Source organism: Gillisia sp. Hel_I_29, from assembly GCF_000744275.1.
Classification (GTDB): Bacteria; Bacteroidota; Bacteroidia; order Flavobacteriales; family Flavobacteriaceae; genus Gillisia.
Genome location: NZ_JQLP01000005.1, coordinates 1,291,090 through 1,310,223, shown reverse-complemented (window position 1 = coordinate 1,310,223; position 19,134 = coordinate 1,291,090). Strand labels below are relative to the sequence as shown.

Annotated in this window: 16 protein-coding genes; 3 read left to right on the top strand and 13 right to left on the bottom strand. The window is 34.2% G+C overall.

Annotated features, from left to right (window positions below; translation table 11 throughout):
- Nucleotides 1-10: 10 nt before the first annotated feature.
- The 4 genes from gmd to P163_RS11060 all read right to left on the bottom strand — a co-directional run bounded on the left by gmd (nt 11) and on the right by P163_RS11060 (nt 5,320).
- On the bottom strand, nt 11-1,126 hold the full coding sequence (gene gmd / locus P163_RS11075) for a GDP-mannose 4,6-dehydratase (protein ID WP_034890954.1): 1,116 nt from the start codon (nt 1,124-1,126) through the stop codon (nt 11-13).
- A 53-nt stretch (nt 1,127-1,179) separates the two neighbouring features.
- Nucleotides 1,180-1,653 carry a UpxY family transcription antiterminator gene (locus P163_RS11070; RefSeq protein ID WP_034890951.1) on the bottom strand — a complete coding sequence of 158 codons (474 nt, stop codon included), beginning with the start codon at nt 1,651-1,653 and terminating at the stop codon, nt 1,180-1,182.
- Between the two features lie 687 nt (nt 1,654-2,340).
- The gene (locus P163_RS11065) at nt 2,341-3,723 is read right to left on the bottom strand and encodes an MATE family efflux transporter (protein ID WP_034890947.1); all 1,383 of its coding nucleotides are present in this window, start codon (nt 3,721-3,723) and stop codon (nt 2,341-2,343) included.
- Between the two features lie 169 nt (nt 3,724-3,892).
- Nucleotides 3,893-5,320, bottom strand: coding sequence for an exonuclease domain-containing protein (locus P163_RS11060; protein ID WP_051931229.1), 1,428 nt, complete (start codon nt 5,318-5,320; stop codon nt 3,893-3,895).
- A 332-nt stretch (nt 5,321-5,652) separates the two neighbouring features.
- On the opposite strand from P163_RS11060, the gene P163_RS11055 reads away from it, so the two are divergent.
- From P163_RS11055 to hemN, 3 genes are all read left to right on the top strand, one after another.
- Entirely contained in the window at nt 5,653-8,025 is a 2,373-nt protein-coding gene (locus tag P163_RS11055) for a PAS domain S-box protein (protein ID WP_051931228.1), read from the top strand.
- A gap of 82 nt (nt 8,026-8,107) precedes the next feature.
- On the top strand, nt 8,108-8,461 hold the full coding sequence (locus P163_RS11050) for a response regulator transcription factor (RefSeq protein WP_034890944.1): 354 nt from the start codon (nt 8,108-8,110) through the stop codon (nt 8,459-8,461).
- Nucleotides 8,462-8,674: 213 nt separating this feature from the next.
- Complete coding sequence (gene hemN / locus P163_RS11045; protein WP_034890942.1) at nt 8,675-10,036, top strand: oxygen-independent coproporphyrinogen III oxidase; 1,362 nt, start codon at nt 8,675-8,677, stop codon at nt 10,034-10,036.
- 92 nt (nt 10,037-10,128) lie between these two features.
- Here hemN and P163_RS11040 read toward each other — a convergent pair whose 3' ends face one another.
- From P163_RS11040 to P163_RS11005, 9 genes are all read right to left on the bottom strand, one after another.
- Nucleotides 10,129-10,836, bottom strand: a complete 708-nt coding sequence (locus P163_RS11040) for a sulfite exporter TauE/SafE family protein (protein WP_034890939.1) — start codon at nt 10,834-10,836, stop codon at nt 10,129-10,131.
- Complete coding sequence (locus tag P163_RS11035) at nt 10,836-11,282, bottom strand: FixH family protein (protein WP_034890937.1); 447 nt, start codon at nt 11,280-11,282, stop codon at nt 10,836-10,838. The genes P163_RS11040 and P163_RS11035 overlap by 1 nt, the downstream gene beginning before the upstream one ends.
- The gene (locus P163_RS18730) at nt 11,279-11,413 is read right to left on the bottom strand and encodes a hypothetical protein (protein ID WP_262489657.1); all 135 of its coding nucleotides are present in this window, start codon (nt 11,411-11,413) and stop codon (nt 11,279-11,281) included. Before P163_RS18730 ends, P163_RS11035 begins: the two co-directional genes overlap by 4 nt.
- Before the next feature lie 32 nt (nt 11,414-11,445).
- Complete coding sequence (gene ccoG / locus P163_RS11030) at nt 11,446-12,870, bottom strand: cytochrome c oxidase accessory protein CcoG (RefSeq protein WP_034890929.1); 1,425 nt, start codon at nt 12,868-12,870, stop codon at nt 11,446-11,448.
- A gap of 41 nt (nt 12,871-12,911) precedes the next feature.
- A complete protein-coding gene (locus tag P163_RS11025) occupies nt 12,912-13,889 on the bottom strand; it encodes a cbb3-type cytochrome c oxidase N-terminal domain-containing protein (protein WP_034890926.1) in 978 nt (325 codons plus the stop codon).
- A complete protein-coding gene (locus P163_RS11020) occupies nt 13,886-14,083 on the bottom strand; it encodes a CcoQ/FixQ family Cbb3-type cytochrome c oxidase assembly chaperone (RefSeq protein WP_034890923.1) in 198 nt (65 codons plus the stop codon). The genes P163_RS11025 and P163_RS11020 overlap by 4 nt, the downstream gene beginning before the upstream one ends.
- Nucleotides 14,084-14,087: 4 nt before the next feature.
- Nucleotides 14,088-16,292: a cytochrome-c oxidase, cbb3-type subunit I gene (gene ccoN, locus P163_RS11015; RefSeq protein WP_034890920.1), complete on the bottom strand. Its 2,205-nt coding sequence runs from the start codon at nt 16,290-16,292 to the stop codon at nt 14,088-14,090.
- A gap of 1 nt (nt 16,293) precedes the next feature.
- Complete coding sequence (gene ccoS / locus P163_RS11010) at nt 16,294-16,509, bottom strand: cbb3-type cytochrome oxidase assembly protein CcoS (RefSeq protein ID WP_034890917.1); 216 nt, start codon at nt 16,507-16,509, stop codon at nt 16,294-16,296.
- Nucleotides 16,510-16,707: 198 nt separating this feature from the next.
- Nucleotides 16,708-19,134: a heavy metal translocating P-type ATPase gene (locus tag P163_RS11005; protein WP_034890914.1), complete on the bottom strand. Its 2,427-nt coding sequence runs from the start codon at nt 19,132-19,134 to the stop codon at nt 16,708-16,710.

The following is a 19,134-nucleotide window of genomic DNA, read 5'->3' as shown; positions in this document are numbered from 1 at the left end:
TTTTTTAAATCTATATTTCAGAATAGTTTAAGATCTCAAAGCCACCTTGTTTTAAAAATGCTTCTCTTTTCATTAATTGTAGATCACTTTGCATCATCTCTGTTACCAGATCTTGTAAACTATGTTCCGGTTCCCAACCTAATTTGGTTTTAGCTTTAGAGGCATCACCTATTAAAAGCTCTACTTCTGTAGGTCTAAAGTATTTTGGATCTATAACAATTAGTTCTTTTCCTATTTCTATTTGAAATTCTGCGATGGAACAATTTTTTACATATCCTCTTTCTTTGACACCCTTACCTATAAACTCTAATTCAATTCCAACTTCCAGAAATGCCATCTTTATAAAATCTCTGACACTTGTAGTAATTCCCGTGGCAATAACCCAGTCTTCTGCTGTTTCTGCTTGTAAGATCATCCACATTACCTTAACATAATCTTTAGCATGTCCCCAATCTCTTAGAGCATCTAGATTACCAAGAAATAATTGGTCCTGTAATCCTAGTGCAATACGGGATGCTGCTCTTGTAATCTTTCGTGTTACAAAGGTTTCTCCTCTTTTAGGAGATTCATGATTAAACAGAATTCCGTTGCAGGCAAACATATTATAAGCTTCCCTATAATTTACGATCATCCAGTAAGCATATAATTTAGAAACGGCATATGGGCTACGCGGGTAAAATGGTGTTTTCTCTGTTTGTGGTACCTCTTGAACCTTCCCAAATAATTCTGAAGTTGATGCCTGGTAAATTTTAGTCTTTTGTTCCAAACCTAAAAGTCTCACAGCATCCAAAATTCTTAATGTTCCCAATCCATCTGTGTTCGCTGTATATTCAGGTATTTCAAAAGATACAGAAACATGACTCATCGCAGCCAGATTATAGATCTCATCTGGTTCTATCTGCTTAATTATTCTTATAAGAGATGTAGGGTCTGTCATATCACTATAATGAAGAATGAAATTTCTATTTTCTACATGTGGATCTTGATACAGATGATCTATTCTTTCTGTATTAAATTGTGATGACCTTCTTTTAATACCGTGAACCACATATCCTTTTTCAAGTAAGAATTCACTTAAATAAGCGCCGTCCTGTCCATTAACCCCTGTAATTAATGCTGTTTTCATACTTTCAACGTTTATTTAACTTATAAACAAATAAGATCATGATTATTAATTATTTACGCTAACTCCTTTAATTTTACTATAACAGCACATCCAAGAGATGATAGTAACAACTTTAAATGATCGTTCCCTACATATTCAATTATTCCTTCGTTATCTTTAAAAACTCCAGATTTGATCTTAATCCTATCTCCGCGGTTTAGGTTTTCAACTTTAAAACTGTCATAACTCTCGTTATTAAGCCATTTTTTGATAGTGTCAATTTCATCATCTCGAACTATAGCAGGTTTTCCTAGCCAGTATAAATACCGTACTACTCCAGGACAATTAAACACCACGTTTCTTTGCTTCTCCTTGATCTTTACAAAAACATAAGAATTAAAGAGTGGTATTTCAACTTTCTTCTTTCTATCGCTCCATTGTCTTACTTCTTTTACCAATGGACAAAATATTTCCAAGTTTTCATCGCGCAATCTTTCCGCAACCTTTTTTTCCGTTCGCGGTTTTGTGTACAATACATTCCAAGACATAGTGTATTTTTTAAAAATTAATTCAACTATTAACGTGGGGTATTTTTAAAGAAATCTTAAGTTAAAAGGATAATGAGCTGCTGGGAATTTTGCAGACTATTTTGCGGGGATGTGTGCAACTAAATTATTAACTATAACTAATAAAATGAAGCTTTGAGAATTTATTTATTCTCTTAAAATTCATAGTATCATGGCTTCGCCAAGTGAATCCCATTAAGAGATCCAATACTATTTAGAAATTTAAGAAATGACATCATGTAGGGTTAGCGCGTTAAATAAACGCCTGTTTATCAGATAATTAATATAGAAAATAATCTCTAATATTTTATAAATTACTCGTTAAAAATTCTAGAATATTTAACATTTATGATTACTAAAATTTAGGTTTATCGAATATTTTAACATAAATACCTCAATATTAAATAAATTATCGAGTATATAATTAGGTATTAATAAATCATAAAGTTTTTTTTAAGAATTCAATTTTCAAAGATCTTTTGAAATAATTCTTGGATTTTAATTGATACAATTATAATATCGATTAATGGTTGATTTTCACCCATAAGTGGTATTCCATTTTATCATAAAAAGGGATCATTTCTTATATTTAAGTAGTAAAAAGACTTAAAAATGACAGATTTGATGTTCTAAGGCGAGAAAAGTGAATAAAATGGATTATAAAAGTGATCAAATGTCAAGATGTCTTCTTTTAATGGTTCTGAGCTTCCAGTATCCCATTTTATAGTATATAAGCGCTATGGATGCAGCTATTAAATTCGAGATAGGAAAAGACCACCATATCCCAACAAATTCAAGATCTGTATTATTAGATAATACATACGCGGTGGGGAATCTAATAATCCATAAACTTAATACAGAAATTAGCAAAGAAGCAGTAGTAAACCCAACACCATTAAAAAGACCGTTTAGAACTTGCTGTATTCCCAGAAGCCCAAAACTCGGTGCCATGATCTTAATAAAAACTGCTCCATCATGTATCACTTTAGGATCATTAGGAACAAAGAAAGCTGTGAGATTTTCAGCAAAAATATACATAATGATACCTATTGCAGTTAGTCCAATGAATGCAATCTTACCACTTAAATTCCCAATTTTTTCTGCGCGCTTTATTTTTAAAGCTCCAATATTTTGACCTACCAAAGAAGTAGTGGCTATAGAAAGTCCTAAAGCAGGAACAATTACCAGACTTAATACTCTAGAGCCTATTCCATAGGCAGCAACCACATCACTTCCAAAACTAGTTACCAGCATCACCATTACTGTCATTCCCGCTGCTCGTGTAGATTGATCTAAGCTGGAAGGAATTCCAAGTTTAAATAGTCTTTTAGTGTATGTGAGATCCGGCTTCATATTTTGCCATTGGATCTTTATTCCCATTTTACCTCTAAATAATATTAAAACTCCTATTAAAGCAGATATCCCTTGGGTAATAATACTTGCAACGGCAGCTCCCGCAACTCCATACCCAGGAAAAGATCCAAATCCGAAAATAAACAAAGGATCAAGTAATAAATTTAGAAATACCGTAGCCAGCACTATATACATTGGTAAGAGTACATTTCCTATACCACGCATTAAAGATTGAAATACAAAAAAGAGAAACAGAAATATAAACCCAAGTGAGGTTACCTGAAAGTATTTCACAGAATCTTCCATGATCTCCGGCCCTGCACCTACCAGCTGCATTAAAAAAGGTGCAGCAAAATAACCCAAAGCAGCAAGAAATAAGGAGATGATAAAAATCACAAAGATTGTTTGTGATGAGCTATAATCCACCATAGATTGATCATTAGCCCCTTTGTACCGAGATACCAAAACGGTTCCTGCCAGGGTTAAGCCTCCACCTAATGATAAAACCAAGAACAGTATTGGAAAACTAAGGCTCACGGCTGCAACAGCATTTGCACCTAACCTACCCAACCAAAATGTATCTATAAGCTGGTAGGTAGTTTGAAGTATATTCGCAAAAATAATGGGAAGAGCAAGTGTAATAAGGGAAGATAATATCTTACCTTCTGTGATCTTACTTTTCTTAACTTTTTTAGCCATTTACTTAACGCTTAAACCAGAGCTTTAAAAAAAATTGAGATCTTTTAAAGCTACATCTATATCTGAAAAAATTTAAAGATTAAAGATACTTGTTAAACGTTCAAATCAAGAAATGCAGACCTTAAATATTCCTTAATAAAAAAGAGAACTTAACGTGAGAGCGAATGGATCAGGAAAGTTCAAAAACGGGATAGTTTTCTGATATTATTCCATCAGACTCTAAAAACTCCATCTTCTCCTGACCGTATTTTCTCAAATACCAATTTATAATCTTATGAGTGTGATAGGTAGCCTCCTGAATTTTTAGAAAAGGATCAAAATCTTCAATCCCGGAGATCTGAACATCAGTATCTATATACCCATAACCATGATATCTTCCATTTTTAACCAGTATAAATGCTTCTTCATTATAATGTCTTCCTTTTTCCATTATAACGTAAGTTTCACTTTCAAGAGTTAAAGAATCTATTGCATCGCTTACCTTTAAATTATATTCCTGTACCGTTTCTAATCCATCGCAGATACCCTCACAATTCTTTAATTTATAATGAGAGCATTTGGTAACATTAGATTGAAGTGTGCAATATTTAGGACATAAATTAAAATCCTCACATAACTGCTCTAATTTTTCTACCGCCTGAGATCTGTTATAAAAAGTGCCGATAGAATTTTGCACTTTCTTGGTTTTTCCAATAGCCAACTGTGTGATCCCTCTCTGGTTGGTATAATTTATAATTTGGTACACAAGACCTTGACGCTTTTGTGCGCTATTAAATTTAGGGTAATACTTCTTTATACTTTCTGCTTCCAGGAGCAGCGCTATTAGCTCATTTCCCGTAGCTGTATAATCTATAAAAAAGGTTTCTTGCCCTAAATGATACTCTTTACTCATCTTATCATAAAAATGAGAGATCACTCGCTTTTTTATATTACTAGCTTTCCCTGCATAAATAACCTTCTGTTTTTTGTCTTTGAAAAGATATATCCCTGGAGTTTCAGGTAGATCCTCAATTTGAGATTCAGAAAGATGGGGTGGTAAGGTAGCTTGTCTTGATCTTGGATGAAGAAAAGTTTTGATCAATTCGAAGTCCACATCCAATGCCAGCAATTTTTTAAATAATAGTACCGTAGCATCTGTGTCTCCCTCTGCGCGATGTCTATTTATTAAAGGAATATTAATAGAAGAACACAAATTCCCTAAACTATATGAGAACAATCCCGGAATGAGTTTTCTTGAAAGTCTAACCGTACATAGCTTTTTACGAGTGAATTCGTACTCAAGCTCATTGAATTCATTTCTTAGTACATTATAATCAAAATTAACATTATGAGCTACAAAAATGGCATCCTTGGTAAACTCATCAATCTTTTTAGCAACCTCAGCAAATTTGGGAGCACTTGCCACAATCTCATTATCAATTCCCGTTAGTGCGGTTATCTGCGGCGGAATGATTTTTTCCGGATTAACTAAAGTAGTGTACTTGTCTACAATGGTTTCTCCTTTTAATAAAACGATACAAATTTCGGTAAGTCTATTTCCTTTAATTCCACCACCTGTGGTCTCAATATCTATAATGGCAAATAATTGATCTTGCATATAATAAATCTCTTCATACAAAAGTAAGGATAAATTATTAAATTTGGATTATTTCCTTAATGTTGGATTATTTCCTATAAGCGAGTGGTGAAATTAGTTCAAAATCCTATTCACAACAATTCTACCATAACTAAAATAAAATTATCAAATCGATAATTGGTAATAATTAATTATGCTAAAATTATATTTTTAGTCCATTTGATATTAAAATTATACTAATTAACTCCATTAAGGTTTCTACTATAGCTTGTTTATAGATATTTTTGCGCACGATACTTCAATATTAGCTTTATTGAAAATATTATGTTTTACTATTTTAATTAAAGAAGTCCATGCAATTATCTAGTGATGCGGAAGATCTGCAACCCGGCAAAAATTCTGATAGAACAAAATCTGATGTGGAGCAAGTATTAAAACATCTCCCAATACCTGTTTTTATTTGCAATAATCATGGAGACCTACTGTATTTCAATGATTTTTTCAAGCAGATTGGAATGGAAACAGATGCTGAGATTGAAAATATAAGATCTTTGGAAGCTCTTAGTTTTAGTGATATTTATACCAATCAGCCTATAAATAATGCTTCTTTAATAGATAGACTGAATTCTAATGAACTTGAAGTAACTAATTTAAAGGCACAGTTTAAAGCTGATTCTTTAAAGCCTTATAAAATATCAATAGACAAAATTAATTTTGCTCAAAATAGTGAATGTCTACGCTTCTGTTTTACACCTACAGAAAGCCTGAAACTTGATGAAATTAAACAAACAGTATTATCTGCTATTGTAGAATCTTCAGATGATGCAATAATCAGTAAAGATCTTAATGGATATATTACTAGTTGGAACCAATCTGCCACTCGTATTTTTGGGTATTCAGAAGAAGAAATAGTAGGAAAACATATCAGCATTCTTTTTCCGCCAGACAGAATTGATGATGAGCAAATGATCATTGAAACCATTAAAAATGGAGAACAAATTGATCATTTTGAAACATTAAGACTTAAAAAAGGCGGAGAGGAGATATTGATCTCTGTAACTATTTCTCCAATTAGAAATGCTTCCGGGAAAATAATTGGCGCTTCAAAAATTGTAAGAGATATTTCAGATAGGTATAAGCAAGAACTAAAGCAGGCCATGTTATCTTCTATAGTATCTTCTTCTGATGATGCTATTATTAGTAAAAATCTTGATGGGATCATCACTTCGTGGAATTTAGGTGCTACCAGAATATTTGGATATTCTGAACAGGAAATGCTGGGGACATCTGTTAAAAAGCTTATTCCGGAGAACAGAATAAATGAAGAAGATATCATTATCAATAATATCAAAAGCGGAAAAAGGATCGCTCATTTTGAAACCAAACGTTTAGCCAAGGATGGCAAGAAAATACCCGTATCCATAAGTGTCTCTCCAATAAAAGATAGTAGCGGAAAAATAATTGGTGCATCCAAAATTGCCAGGAATATAAAAGATAGAAGAAAAGCTAAGCAAAAGATCAAAAAATACAATCAAAAATTAGAGATAATCAATACCATAGGTACAGAAATCTCTTCTAATTTGGATGTGCAAATAGTGCTGCAAAAGGTTACCGATGCAACTACTAAATTGTCTGGAGCAAAATTTGGCGCATTCTTTTATAACAGTGAAGATGAATCTGGCGAGGCAATGATGCTTTACACACTCTCTGGCGCTACTAAAGAAGATTTTGAAAAGTTAGGAATGCCAAGACATACACAAATCTTCAAACCAACTTTTGGAGGGCAGGGAATCTTAAGAATAGATGATATTAAAAGTGATCCTAGATATGGAAATAATCCTCCACATAAAGGAATGCCTATAGGTCACCTTCCTGTTTCTAGCTATATGGCCATTCCTGTAATCACCTCTTCTGGAAATGTTATTGGAGGATTGATCTTTGGGCATCCCGAGAAAGGAAAATTTAAAGAGGATCATGAAAATATTGTAAAAAATATAGCCACTCAGGCTGCAATTGCATTAGACAATTCTCGTCTTTTTGAAAGAGTAAGATCATTAAGTGAAAAGAAAGATGAATTTATAGCCCTTGCAAGTCACGAGTTAAAAACTCCGCTTACCACCGTTATTGGATATCTTCAGGTGTTGGAAAAAAAGATAAAAGAACCATTATCTAGAAAGTTCTTATCTAAATCTCTAGACCAGACCTATAAATTGAACTCTCTTATAGAAGATCTTTTAAATATGTCTAGAATAGAGGCAGGAAAATTAGATTTTAGTTATGAAGATTTTGATATTACCGCCATGTTACAGGATCTAAGCGAAACCTTTAATGATGGAGAGAATACCCATAATTTGATCTCTAATATTGGAGATCAACCACTAATGGTTACAGCAGATAAACAAAGAATAGAACAGGTAGTGAGAAATCTTTTAAGCAATGCAGTAAAATATTCCCCACAAGCCGAAGAGATCTATCTCGACTTAAATGCAAAAGATAACAAAGTTATAGTTAAGGTTAGGGATAACGGAATTGGATTAACTCCACAGCAGAAAAAACAGGTTTTCAATAGATTTTACAGAGCAGAAACTACAAAAGGTATAAATGGACTTGGATTAGGACTCTATCTTACCAAACAGATTATTGATGGACATGATGAGGAACTAATTGTAAAGACTGAAATAGGTGTAGGTTCCGAATTTTGCTTCACATTAGAAAGAGCACATTAACTGGTATAACAATTTTGTTTTTAACATAACATTAAAAGTATAGAAATAAGGAACCAATTATATTTACAGCAAAGAAATTAAGATGAAAAAAATTTATTTAGTTGAAGATGACCATGCTTTGAGAGAGCTTATTTCTTTTTTATTGATGGATAAAGATTATGAAGTGGAGGCCTTTGCTAATGCAAAATCTTTTAAAAACAAGATCTCTACTGCAGATGCAGATCTTATTCTTCTTGATATCATGCTTCCCGATGGAAATGGGATAGATCTTTGCAAATTGGTTAAGGCAACTTCAAACACAAAAGATATACCTGTATTATTAATGTCTGCTCATGCAAACCCTTCTATTGCTAATGATTCTGGAGCTAATGATTTTATAGCAAAACCTTTTAATGTAGATGATCTTTATATGCACGTTCAAAAGAATCTGGCATAAAAAGTTATAAATATACCAGTTAAAAAGCATGTCTTATAGGCATGCTTTTTATTTTTAAATACTAAGCCTTTTTAGCTGATTCTAATCTACACACCGTGATTACCCCATAAAATTACAACCTTCAATTAAATATTATCACTCTGCACCAAAGCTGATTTTCGTCATTTCTTACTCATAGCTGTTCTAATATTTTTGCATTTAAAATAGCTTAGTATGCACTCTATAATTTCAAAATATAACGTTCCTGGACCTAGATATACCAGTTATCCAACTGTGCCCTATTGGGATGAGGAGAATTTTTCACTTAAAGATTGGAAGAGAACCTTGCAACAGTCGTTTAAAGAAAGTAATTCTTCAGAAGGAATAAGCCTTTATATTCATCTTCCCTATTGCGAAAGTATGTGCACCTTTTGTGGCTGTAACAAACGTATTACTAAAAATCATAAAGTTGAAGTTCCCTATATTCAATTAGTGATCCAGGAATTTAAATTATATACAGAATTATTTCAAGAGAGACCAAAGATCAAGCAATTACACCTTGGAGGCGGCACCCCTACTTTTTTTTCTGCAGAACATCTAGACAGGCTATTATGTGGGTTATTTACACTTGCAGATAAGGCTCCTAATTTCGAATTCAGCTTTGAGGGACACCCTAATAATACCACTACTGCACATTTAGAAACTCTGGCCTCTCATGGGTTTAAGCGTGTATGTTATGGGGTACAGGATTATAATCTTAAAGTGCAAAAAGCTATAAACCGTATCCAACCTTATGAAAATGTGAAAACAGCTACTGAAAATGCCTATAGTGCTGGTTTCACTTCTGTGGGACATGATATCATCTACGGATTACCTTTTCAAACTTTAGTAGATGTAATTAATACAATAGATAAAACGATCTCATTACAACCAGATAGAATTGCCTATTATAGTTATGCGCATGTGCCGTGGATTAAAGGAAATGGTCAACGTGGATTTAATAACAACGATTTACCTTCTGCAGCTTTAAAGCGCGAGCAGTATGAGGCGGGAAAAAATAAACTTATAGAAGCGGGTTATGTGGAAATAGGAATGGATCATTTTGCTCTAAAAACAGATTCATTGTATAAAGCACAACATAACGGTACTATTCATCGTAACTTCATGGGGTATTGCGACAGTAAAACTCAGGTAATGATAGGCCTAGGAGTTTCTGCTATTGGAGATAGTTGGTATAGTTTTGCTCAGAATGTAAAAAATATTGAAGCTTATGAGAAATTAATAGTTAATAAAATTTTACCCATTTCTAAAGGTCATATTTTAACTTCGGAAGATCTTAAAGTACGAATGCATATTCTAAATCTAATGTGCACATTTAAAACGGAGTGGAATCACCACGAGCAGTATCTCGCCAAAATTCCAGATATACTTACCAAATTGAAAGAGCTGCAAGCAGATGGTCTAATTATTCTAACAGAAGGATCTGTAGAAATAACTGAAAAAGGAAGACCGTTTTTAAGAAATGTTTGTATGCCTTTCGATCTCAGACTCCAGCAGAAACAACCAGATAGACCTTTATTTTCTATGACCGTGTAAGTCACATTCTTCAAATTAAAAAAGAGAAGCACTTAAGGCTTCTCTTTTTTTTTTGATCGTTTTTATAGCTACCTATATTTTAAATTGATGATTTAAGAACAACTCATACTAGATGATGCTTTTTCAATGTTTATAGTGCTTGATGGAGAGATATAGGGTATCCCCAATCCCAAGCCTCTTAATATGAATAATAAGCCTATAAGTACTACAAAGGCAGGGATCAACTTCAATATTTTTTGTCGCACTTGTAATTTTAAAAAATTTCCTAGATAAATTGCTGTGGTCATTAAAGGAATAGTACCAAGTCCAAAAACAGCCATATATAAACTCCCAGAAACTGCATCACCGGTTGCCAAAGCTCCAAATATGGCCATATACACCAATCCGCATGGAAGCAATCCATTTAGATACCCAATAGTAAAAAAAGTACTTGGTTTTTTGTTCTTCAGCTCTTTTCCCATTGCATTTTTCACCTTCCCTACAACTTTGTAAATAGGTTTAGCAATCTGAAATTTATGAGAGAACTTAGAAGGAACAAGGATTACCAAGATCATTAAAACACCAATTCCTATAGATAGGTATTGTTGTAAACCAATAAGGTTCAAACTTTTGCCAAGCATCCCAAAGATTAAACCCAGAAAGGAGTAGGTGAATATTCTACCTGCATGATAACTTAAAAGTTGTGCAATTCTATTCACTTCATTTTTTCGGTCTAAAGGCAATAGAAAAGCAATAGGACCACACATTCCTATACAATGAAAACTTCCCAAAAGACCAAAAATAAGTGCAGAAATGATCATTAGTATGTTATTGATTTTTTATATAGATATTCTTCCCCATTTTGGTTAAATGAAATTATGATATTCCATCTTCCATCAATCATTTTATTGGCGGGAATTAGCATTTTAGATTCATTTAAAGATAAAGGAAGCTCAAAGTCCAGCTTTTCATTAGATGGTCTATAGAGTGTAACCGTGCCCTTAACCAAGCTATAATGCAATTCTTCAGGGAAACTTAACATCCACCCTGCTGCTGTTCGTTGTCCCATGATCTTACTTGTAAGATTGTGAGTATTTTTCTCGGCATCTATTTCTGTTTGGTATGCCATCTCTTTAGCATAATATTCCTCTGTAACCAGATCAAAACTATACTTGTTGTTAGTACTCAAAGTAATGACCAGATATAAGATAAATCCCATAAACAATGATAATCCTACCACTATCCCCTTGCCCCAATTCCATTTCATAGGCTTTCAATTTTAATAGATTTCTCACTATTTCTGTCCTGGCTAGAATCTAAATTAGATTTGCATTTCGGACTTCCTCCGGCTTTGGCAAGGCAAGCTTTACAGCATTGCTTTTTTTTGGATTTTTCCATACTATCTTTATTTACAGTAATTATTTATAAGATCATTTATAACTTCTGGGACCTAAAAATGATGTGGTAGTAGATTCTATAAGCAGTTTCCCACTATAGATCCCTATTCGTAATCTATTCTTATCTCCATCTAATGCACTATTGTTTATTTGAATGAAAAGTGTCCCTTCTGCCAAGCCTTGTTTTTCTACATTGAAATTTCCGTCATGAGAAACTACTTTGATGGTCCCTTTGTGAGATAAAAGTTTGAAATGAACATCTTTAATGTCATCTACAGTCTTATTAATTAGCTTATAGGTGTAAACATTACTAATCATATTATCTGCCTTATGCTCATATAGCTGCCCCGGCAACCTTAAAATATTTGCTTCAATATCATTTCGCAAAAAGAGCATACCTACCAAGACACCTATTAAAATGGTTAGAACAGCGGTATAGCCTTTTAATCTTGGAGTAAATTTAAATTTCTTCTTTTTCTCTATTTCATCTTCACTTGCATATCTTATTAAACCTTTTGGCAAGTTTACACTTTCCATAATATGATCACACTCATCTATACAGGCAGTACAATTCACACACTCCAGTTGCGTTCCATTTCTAATATCTATCCCAGTAGGACACACATTTACACATTGAAAACAATCTATACAATCTCCTTTCCCGGTTAAGGCTCTATCTTCGTTCTTCTTAAATTTTGCTCTTCCCTCTTCTTTTTCACCTCGAACATGATCATAAGCAACTACTATAGATTTATTATCTAATAATGCACCCTGTAACCTTCCATAAGGACAGGCAATAATGCATACCTGTTCTCTAAAATAAACGAAGATAAAATAGAAAACTCCTGTAAAAATTAATAGCGAAATAATGGTGCTTATGTGTGAGGAAGGACCATCTATAATGTATTTTATAAGCTGATCACTTCCTATTAAATAAGCTAGAAAAACATTGGCAATAAGAAATGAGATTATAAAAAAGATGGTCCATTTTAAGCTGCGTTTTCTAATTTTTTCTGCATTCCAAGGCATTTTACTCAGCCTTATCTGCTTGCCTCGGTCTCCATCTATAAGATATTCTATACGTCTAAATACCATTTCCATAAAAATGGTCTGCGGGCAGATCCAACCGCAAAATATTCTACCAAATGCAACCGTGAACAAGGTTATAAAAACCACACCAATGATCATCATGATCACAAAAAGATGAAAATCTTGTGGCCAGAATGGAAATCCAAAAATATTGAACCTGCGTTCTAGTACATTAAACATCAAAAATTGATTTCCTCCAATCTTAAGGAACGGTGCAGACACCAAAAATGCCAGTAATACATAACTTACATACTTCCTGTATTTATACCATTTCCCCGAAGGCTTCTTTGGAAAAACCCAGGCTCGCTTTCCTTCTTCACTTAAGGTTCCTATAGAATCCCTAAAGTTATCTTTACCTTGTTCTGCCATTTAGTTATATAGTTTAAAGCTTAGCATTTAAGCCGCCTTAATTATTTGGTAGTGCTTATTTCTTTTTCTGTAGTTAAATTTTCTAAAGAATTTGCGGTAGCGGAACTATCTATAATAGCTTCTCCTACTTCCTCCGCAGCATTAGGATCTTTCCAAAGATCTCCTTGAGGTTCTTTAGCATCTGGAGGATTGGTACCTCGCAGACTTAGAACATAACTTGCCACCTGTGCCATTTCTGAAGGTTTGAGATCAGACTTCCAAGCAACCATACCTTTTCCATCTCTTCCTCCTTCAGAAATTGTATGAAAAACATTTTTAACTCCACCTCCAAGAATCCAGTAGTCATCGGTTAGATTTGGTCCGATACCACCACCTCCACCTTCTTTGTGGCAGGCTATACAATTGGCAGCAAATATTTGTTCTCCTGCTTTTAGATCGCTGGCATCGGTTAACAGTTCTACATTATTAATATCTATAAGATCTTTAGCCGTTTTTTTCCATTCTGCTATCTCCAGATTTGCTTGTGCTACTGCAGCTTCATATTCTTCTACCTGATTGTAATCGTCAAAAACTTCAAACCTCACCATATAAACAATAGCAAAAACTATAGATGCATAAAAACCATATACCCACCATGGTGGTAGCTTATTGTCTAATTCCTGTATTCCATCATAATTATGATCTAGAATGATTTCACCTTCTTCTTCTAAAGGCTTACTTCCCAACAATTTGATATAGGTAGTTTTTAGCCAAAGAAATTGATTGTCTTTAGCTATAGAAGCTTCTCTATCATAAGCTTCTTTGGCTTCCGGTTTCAACGTTTTATATAAAATGCTTTTTAGAGCTTGTGCAGAGATCTCTCCAGCAACATAAATAGTTAGAATTAGAAAATACACTGCCCATAGCCAGGGTTGTTGTTCAAAAACTGAATCTTCCTGGCCCCACGCAGCTATTTCAAAGAGAAGATAACCTGCGCATGCAACTCCAATAATTCTTAAAATTGATCCAAAACTTCTCATAACTGTTTTTCTTTTAAGATTACTGTATCATCTTCTAGCGGAATATTGCTAACGGCTGTTATATGCGCTTTGCTGGTTGTTAATACCCACCAAATCAACACGGTAAAAAAGATGAAGAATATCAATAATGAGATAATAGGATAGATCTCTACTCCATCTATATTTTCCAGATTCCCTTTTATAAATTTCAACATAGCCTTATTCGTTTAAGTTTGCAGTGGTACCATCTGCGTTTTTAATTTTTATATCTGTTCCTAGCCTTTGGATATAGGCAATAAGCGCAACAACCTCACGATTACGCATCTCAATAAAATCTTCACCATTCTCTTTGGCATATTTCATATCTGCCTCATAGGTTCTTGCAAAATCGGGATCGTTATAAAGATTTTTCTCTATTTGGGTAGACTGTTCTGTCATCCATTGCTGTGCTCTAGAAATATCTTCAGCAGTATATGGAACTCCTAATGTTACCATAGCTTCCATTTTATCTTCTGTCATACCCTTATCCAACTCATTTTTCAGCAGCCATTTATATGATGGCATTATAGAGCCTGAAGAGGTAGTTTGAGGATCATAGAAGTGATTTAGATGCCAATTATCACTATACTTTCCTCCTACACGAAACAGATCTGGACCGGTTCTTTTACTACCCCATAGAAAAGGGTGATCATATACATACTCCCCGGCTTTTGAATAATCTCCATATCTCTCTACTTCACTTCTAAAGGGGCGTATCATTTGTGAGTGACAAGACACACAACCTTCACGTATATAAATATCTCTACCTTCCAGTTCTAAAGGCGTGTACGGTTTTACACTAGATATTATAGGAATATAATCGTCTACAATTAAAGAAGGTATAATTTGAACCATACCACCTATTAAAATGGCTATAGTGGCAAAAATGGTAAGTTTTACAGGTCTTCTTTCCAACCAGGTATGGTAACCTTCTTTGGAAGTGCGCTTTTTAGTTACTTTTTCTAATGCTGCTGCTTCTGCAAGTTCATCTGTAACTTTCTCCCCATTACGAGCAGTTTGGATGATATTATAAATTCCGATACAGGCTCCAATTATATAAAGGGTACCACCAATGGCACGCATCCAATACATTGGAATGATCTCGGTTAGTGTTTCTAAGAAATTACCATAGGTAAGGGTTCCATCCGGGTTGAATTGTTTCCACATAGAAGCTTGTACAAATCCGGCTACATACATTGGGATGGTATATAATATGATCCCTAGAGTTCCTACCCAGAAGTGAACATTAGCTAACTTTATAGACCATAAGTTGGTTTTAAATAAACGTGGTACCATCCAGTAAACCATACCAAATGTAAGGAATCCATTCCATGCTAAGGCGCCAACATGTACGTGAGCAATTACCCAATCGCTAAAGTGTGCAATGGCATTCACATTTTTTAGAGAAAGCATAGGCCCTTCAAAAGTTGCCATCCCATATCCAGTAATGGCCACCACCATAAATTTTAGAACAGGATCTGTACGCACTTTGTCCCAAGCCCCGCGCAAGGTTAAAAGTCCGTTGATCATTCCTCCCCAAGAAGGTGCTAATAACATTATTGAAAATGCAACCCCTAGGTTTTGCGCCCAATCTGGTAAAGAGGAATAAAGTAAATGATGTGGACCCGCCCAGATATAGATAAAAATAAGTGACCAAAAATGTACGATAGATAATTTATAAGAGTAGACCGGTCTATTTGCCGCTTTAGGAACAAAATAATACATCAAACCTAAAAATGGCGTGGTTAAGAAAAATGCTACAGCATTATGGCCATACCACCATTGTACCAGCGCATCCTGAACTCCGGCATACATAGAATAACTCTTTAAGGCACTAACTGGAAGCTCCATGCTATTCACAATATGTAATACTGCAACCGTAACAAAGGTTGCCAGATAGAACCAGATTGCAACATACATATGTCTCTGCCTTCTTTTTATAATAGTACCTATGAGGTTAATACCAAAAGCTACCCAAACCACTGCAATGGCAATATCAAAAGGCCATTCCAGTTCTGCGTATTCTTTAGAACTTGTATATCCTAATGGCAATGTAATAGCTGCACCCACTATAATAAGTTGCCACCCCCAGAAATTAAAGGTGCTCAACCAGTCTTTCCACATTCTTGCTTTTAGCAAACGCTGACTTGAATAATAAACACCGGCAAAAATGGCATTACCCACAAATGCAAAAATAACAGCGTTGGTATGCAGCGGGCGAAGTCTTCCAAAACTCAACCATGGAATACCATCGGTTACATTTGGAAAAAGAAACATAAATGCCAATAAAAGGCCTACACTCATCCCTATAATGCCCCAAAACATTGTAGCGACAATAAATTTCCGTACGATCTTATTATCGTAATAAAACTTTTGAATTTCCATATTACTTACGTTGAACTTTTGATTTGTTTGATTGGTTAGAAACTGATTGATCTTTATTATTTTTCTTAGTATCTACAAGCTCATCATCAAATAACATTCTAACAGATGGCGTATAGGTATCGTCATATTGACCACTTTTTACAGAGATTATGAAGGCTATAAAAAATAAAACCGCCACAATAACACTAATTGCAAGAAGCATATATATAATTTCCATAGGCTTAAATATCTATGTGTAAAATTATGATTATGAAGTTTTTTTAAACCTGACGATTGTCAGGTTTAGAGGTATTTGTTCGTTAAAAAGATGCTATAACATATCACGTAAAGGCTAATAAATACAGCACTTTTCAAAACAATTTGATAACTAGGTATTTAGGAAAATATCTAAATTATGAAGGCTCACTTTCCAAAGTTATTGAAGATCTTCAGGATAGGAGGAAGTTGAGAATTTATTGAGGTTATTACCTAATCTATAAGTAACCAGTGTTGTAAATATTACTATGCTAATAGAACTTAGAGGCATTAAGATTGCTGCAACCACAGGAGCTAGATTTCCTGATAATGCAAAACCTAAACCTATAACATTATAAAAAAGCGAAAATCTAAAGGCGTTCTTAATAGTTTTCACTCCTTTTTTTGAAATTTCCAAATAGGTGGTAAGATCCTGAAATCTGGAAGCATCTAAAATTCCATCACAGGCAGGTGAGAAAATATTCACGTTTTCAGAAATAGAAATACCAACATCACTCTGAGCCAATGCTCCAGCATCATTTAAACCATCGCCTATCATCATAACTTTTTTCCCTTTTTCCTGTAAAGAATGAATATATGAGAGTTTATCTTCTGGTTTTTGGTTGAACAGCAATTTAGAGTTGGCAGGGAGTAGTTTTAACAAATTATCTTTTTCGCCATCATTATCTCCAGAGAGAATAATGATCTCCCTGTCCGGCGTCAAGGAATCGAAAATAGGCTTGATCCCTTGTCTGTAATCATTATAGAAAACATAACAACCCTTGTATTGATTATCTGTACTTATATGTACTGCGGTGCGTTGATCGCTCTTTAAGGATTCAGAACTTAGACCCACATAACTTATAGAACCTACTTTAATATGATGTTTATTGATAACTCCGGTGATTCCCTGACCTACATTTTCTTCAAAATCATCTAAGGTTTGAATTTCATTTTTATTTAAAAGCTCATATAACTGTCTGCTTAAGGAGTGATTAGATGCGCGAAGCGTACTGGTAAGAAGCGATTCTTCTTCTGTAGTAAGAGATATACCTTCATAAGTAATTATATTATTGGAAGTGGTAGTTAAAGTTCCTGTCTTGTCGAACACCACAGTATCTACATTCGCCATTTGCTCTATAACAGAACTATCTTTTATATATAATTTATTGCTACCAAAAATACGAAGAAGGTTACCTAATGTAAATGGAGCTGCCAATGCAATAGCACAGGGGCAAGCAACTATAAGTACCGCAGTAAAAACATTCAATGCTTTAGAACTATCTATGAACATCCAACCCACAAAGCCAAAAATAGCAATGCTAAGTAGGCTTATAGTAAAACTTTTACTAATCTTATCTGTTAGAGATTGGAAAGTACTTTCTTTGTTCTTATCAAATACTTCATTAGACCATAGCTGAGTAAGGTAGCTCTGTTCTATAGATTTTAAGACCTCAACTTCTATAGAACCTGCCTGCTGCCTTCCTCCGGCATAGAGCATATCTCCAGAACTTTTATGAAGAGGTGCTGCCTCTCCGGTAACAAAACTATAATCTATTAAAGCTGTACCTTTTATTAAAATTCCATCTACAGGTAGTAATTCTGAATTTCGAATTAAGATACGATCTCCTTTTTTAAGTTCATAAACCTGTGCCTGCTCTTCTATTTCTTCGGAAGAAGAGTTTTTCTTTTGTAATCTAGTTACTGCAATAGGAAAGTAAGATTTGTAATCTCTTTCAAAAGATAAAAACGCATATGTTTTTTGTTGAAAGAACTTTCCTAACAATAGAAAAAAGACAAGTCCAGACATACTATCAAAATATCCAGATCCCCAATTCATCGTAATATCTACCGAAGATCTCAAGAATAAAACGATAATTCCAAGGGCGATTGGAACATCTATATTTAAGATCTTAGAACGAAGCCCTTTAAATGCAGATATAAAATAATCTCTTGCTGCGTAGGTGATCACCGGTAAAGATAGCGCGAACATCAACCATCTAAAAACATGTTTGTATTGATTGAGCCAAAATTCATCTACTTCAAAATATTCCGGAAAAGACAGAAACATAATATTACCAAATGCAAAGCCAGCCACGCCAATTTTGTAGATAAGGCCTCGATCTATTATTGTTCCTTTTTTTGTGGCATCTTCTAGCGAAATATAAGGCTCATATCCAATTCTAGACAGTAACAGCACCAATTGTTTTAAAGAGATCTCGGTGCTCTTATACGAAACTCTAAGTGTCTTTTTTGGAAAATTGATCTGCGCGTTCCTTATGGCAGGATCTAGCTTATTTAAATTTTCTAAAACCCAGATACAGGAACTACAATGTATAGATGGAATAAGAAAGCTTACTACCTGAATAGCATCTTCATCAAACTCTACCAACTTCTTAATAATTTCTGAATTCTCTAAAAAATCAAATTTTACTTCTTGTGCTAGCGGACTGGTTCCGGGAGTTCTTTCCAGATCATAATAATAGGAAAGATCATTGTCATTTAAAATGTCAAAAACAGTTTTACAACCATTGCAACAAAAAGATTTATCCTGATGAGAAATAGTGGTTGTACTACAAATATCACCACAATGAAAGCAAGACTCCAT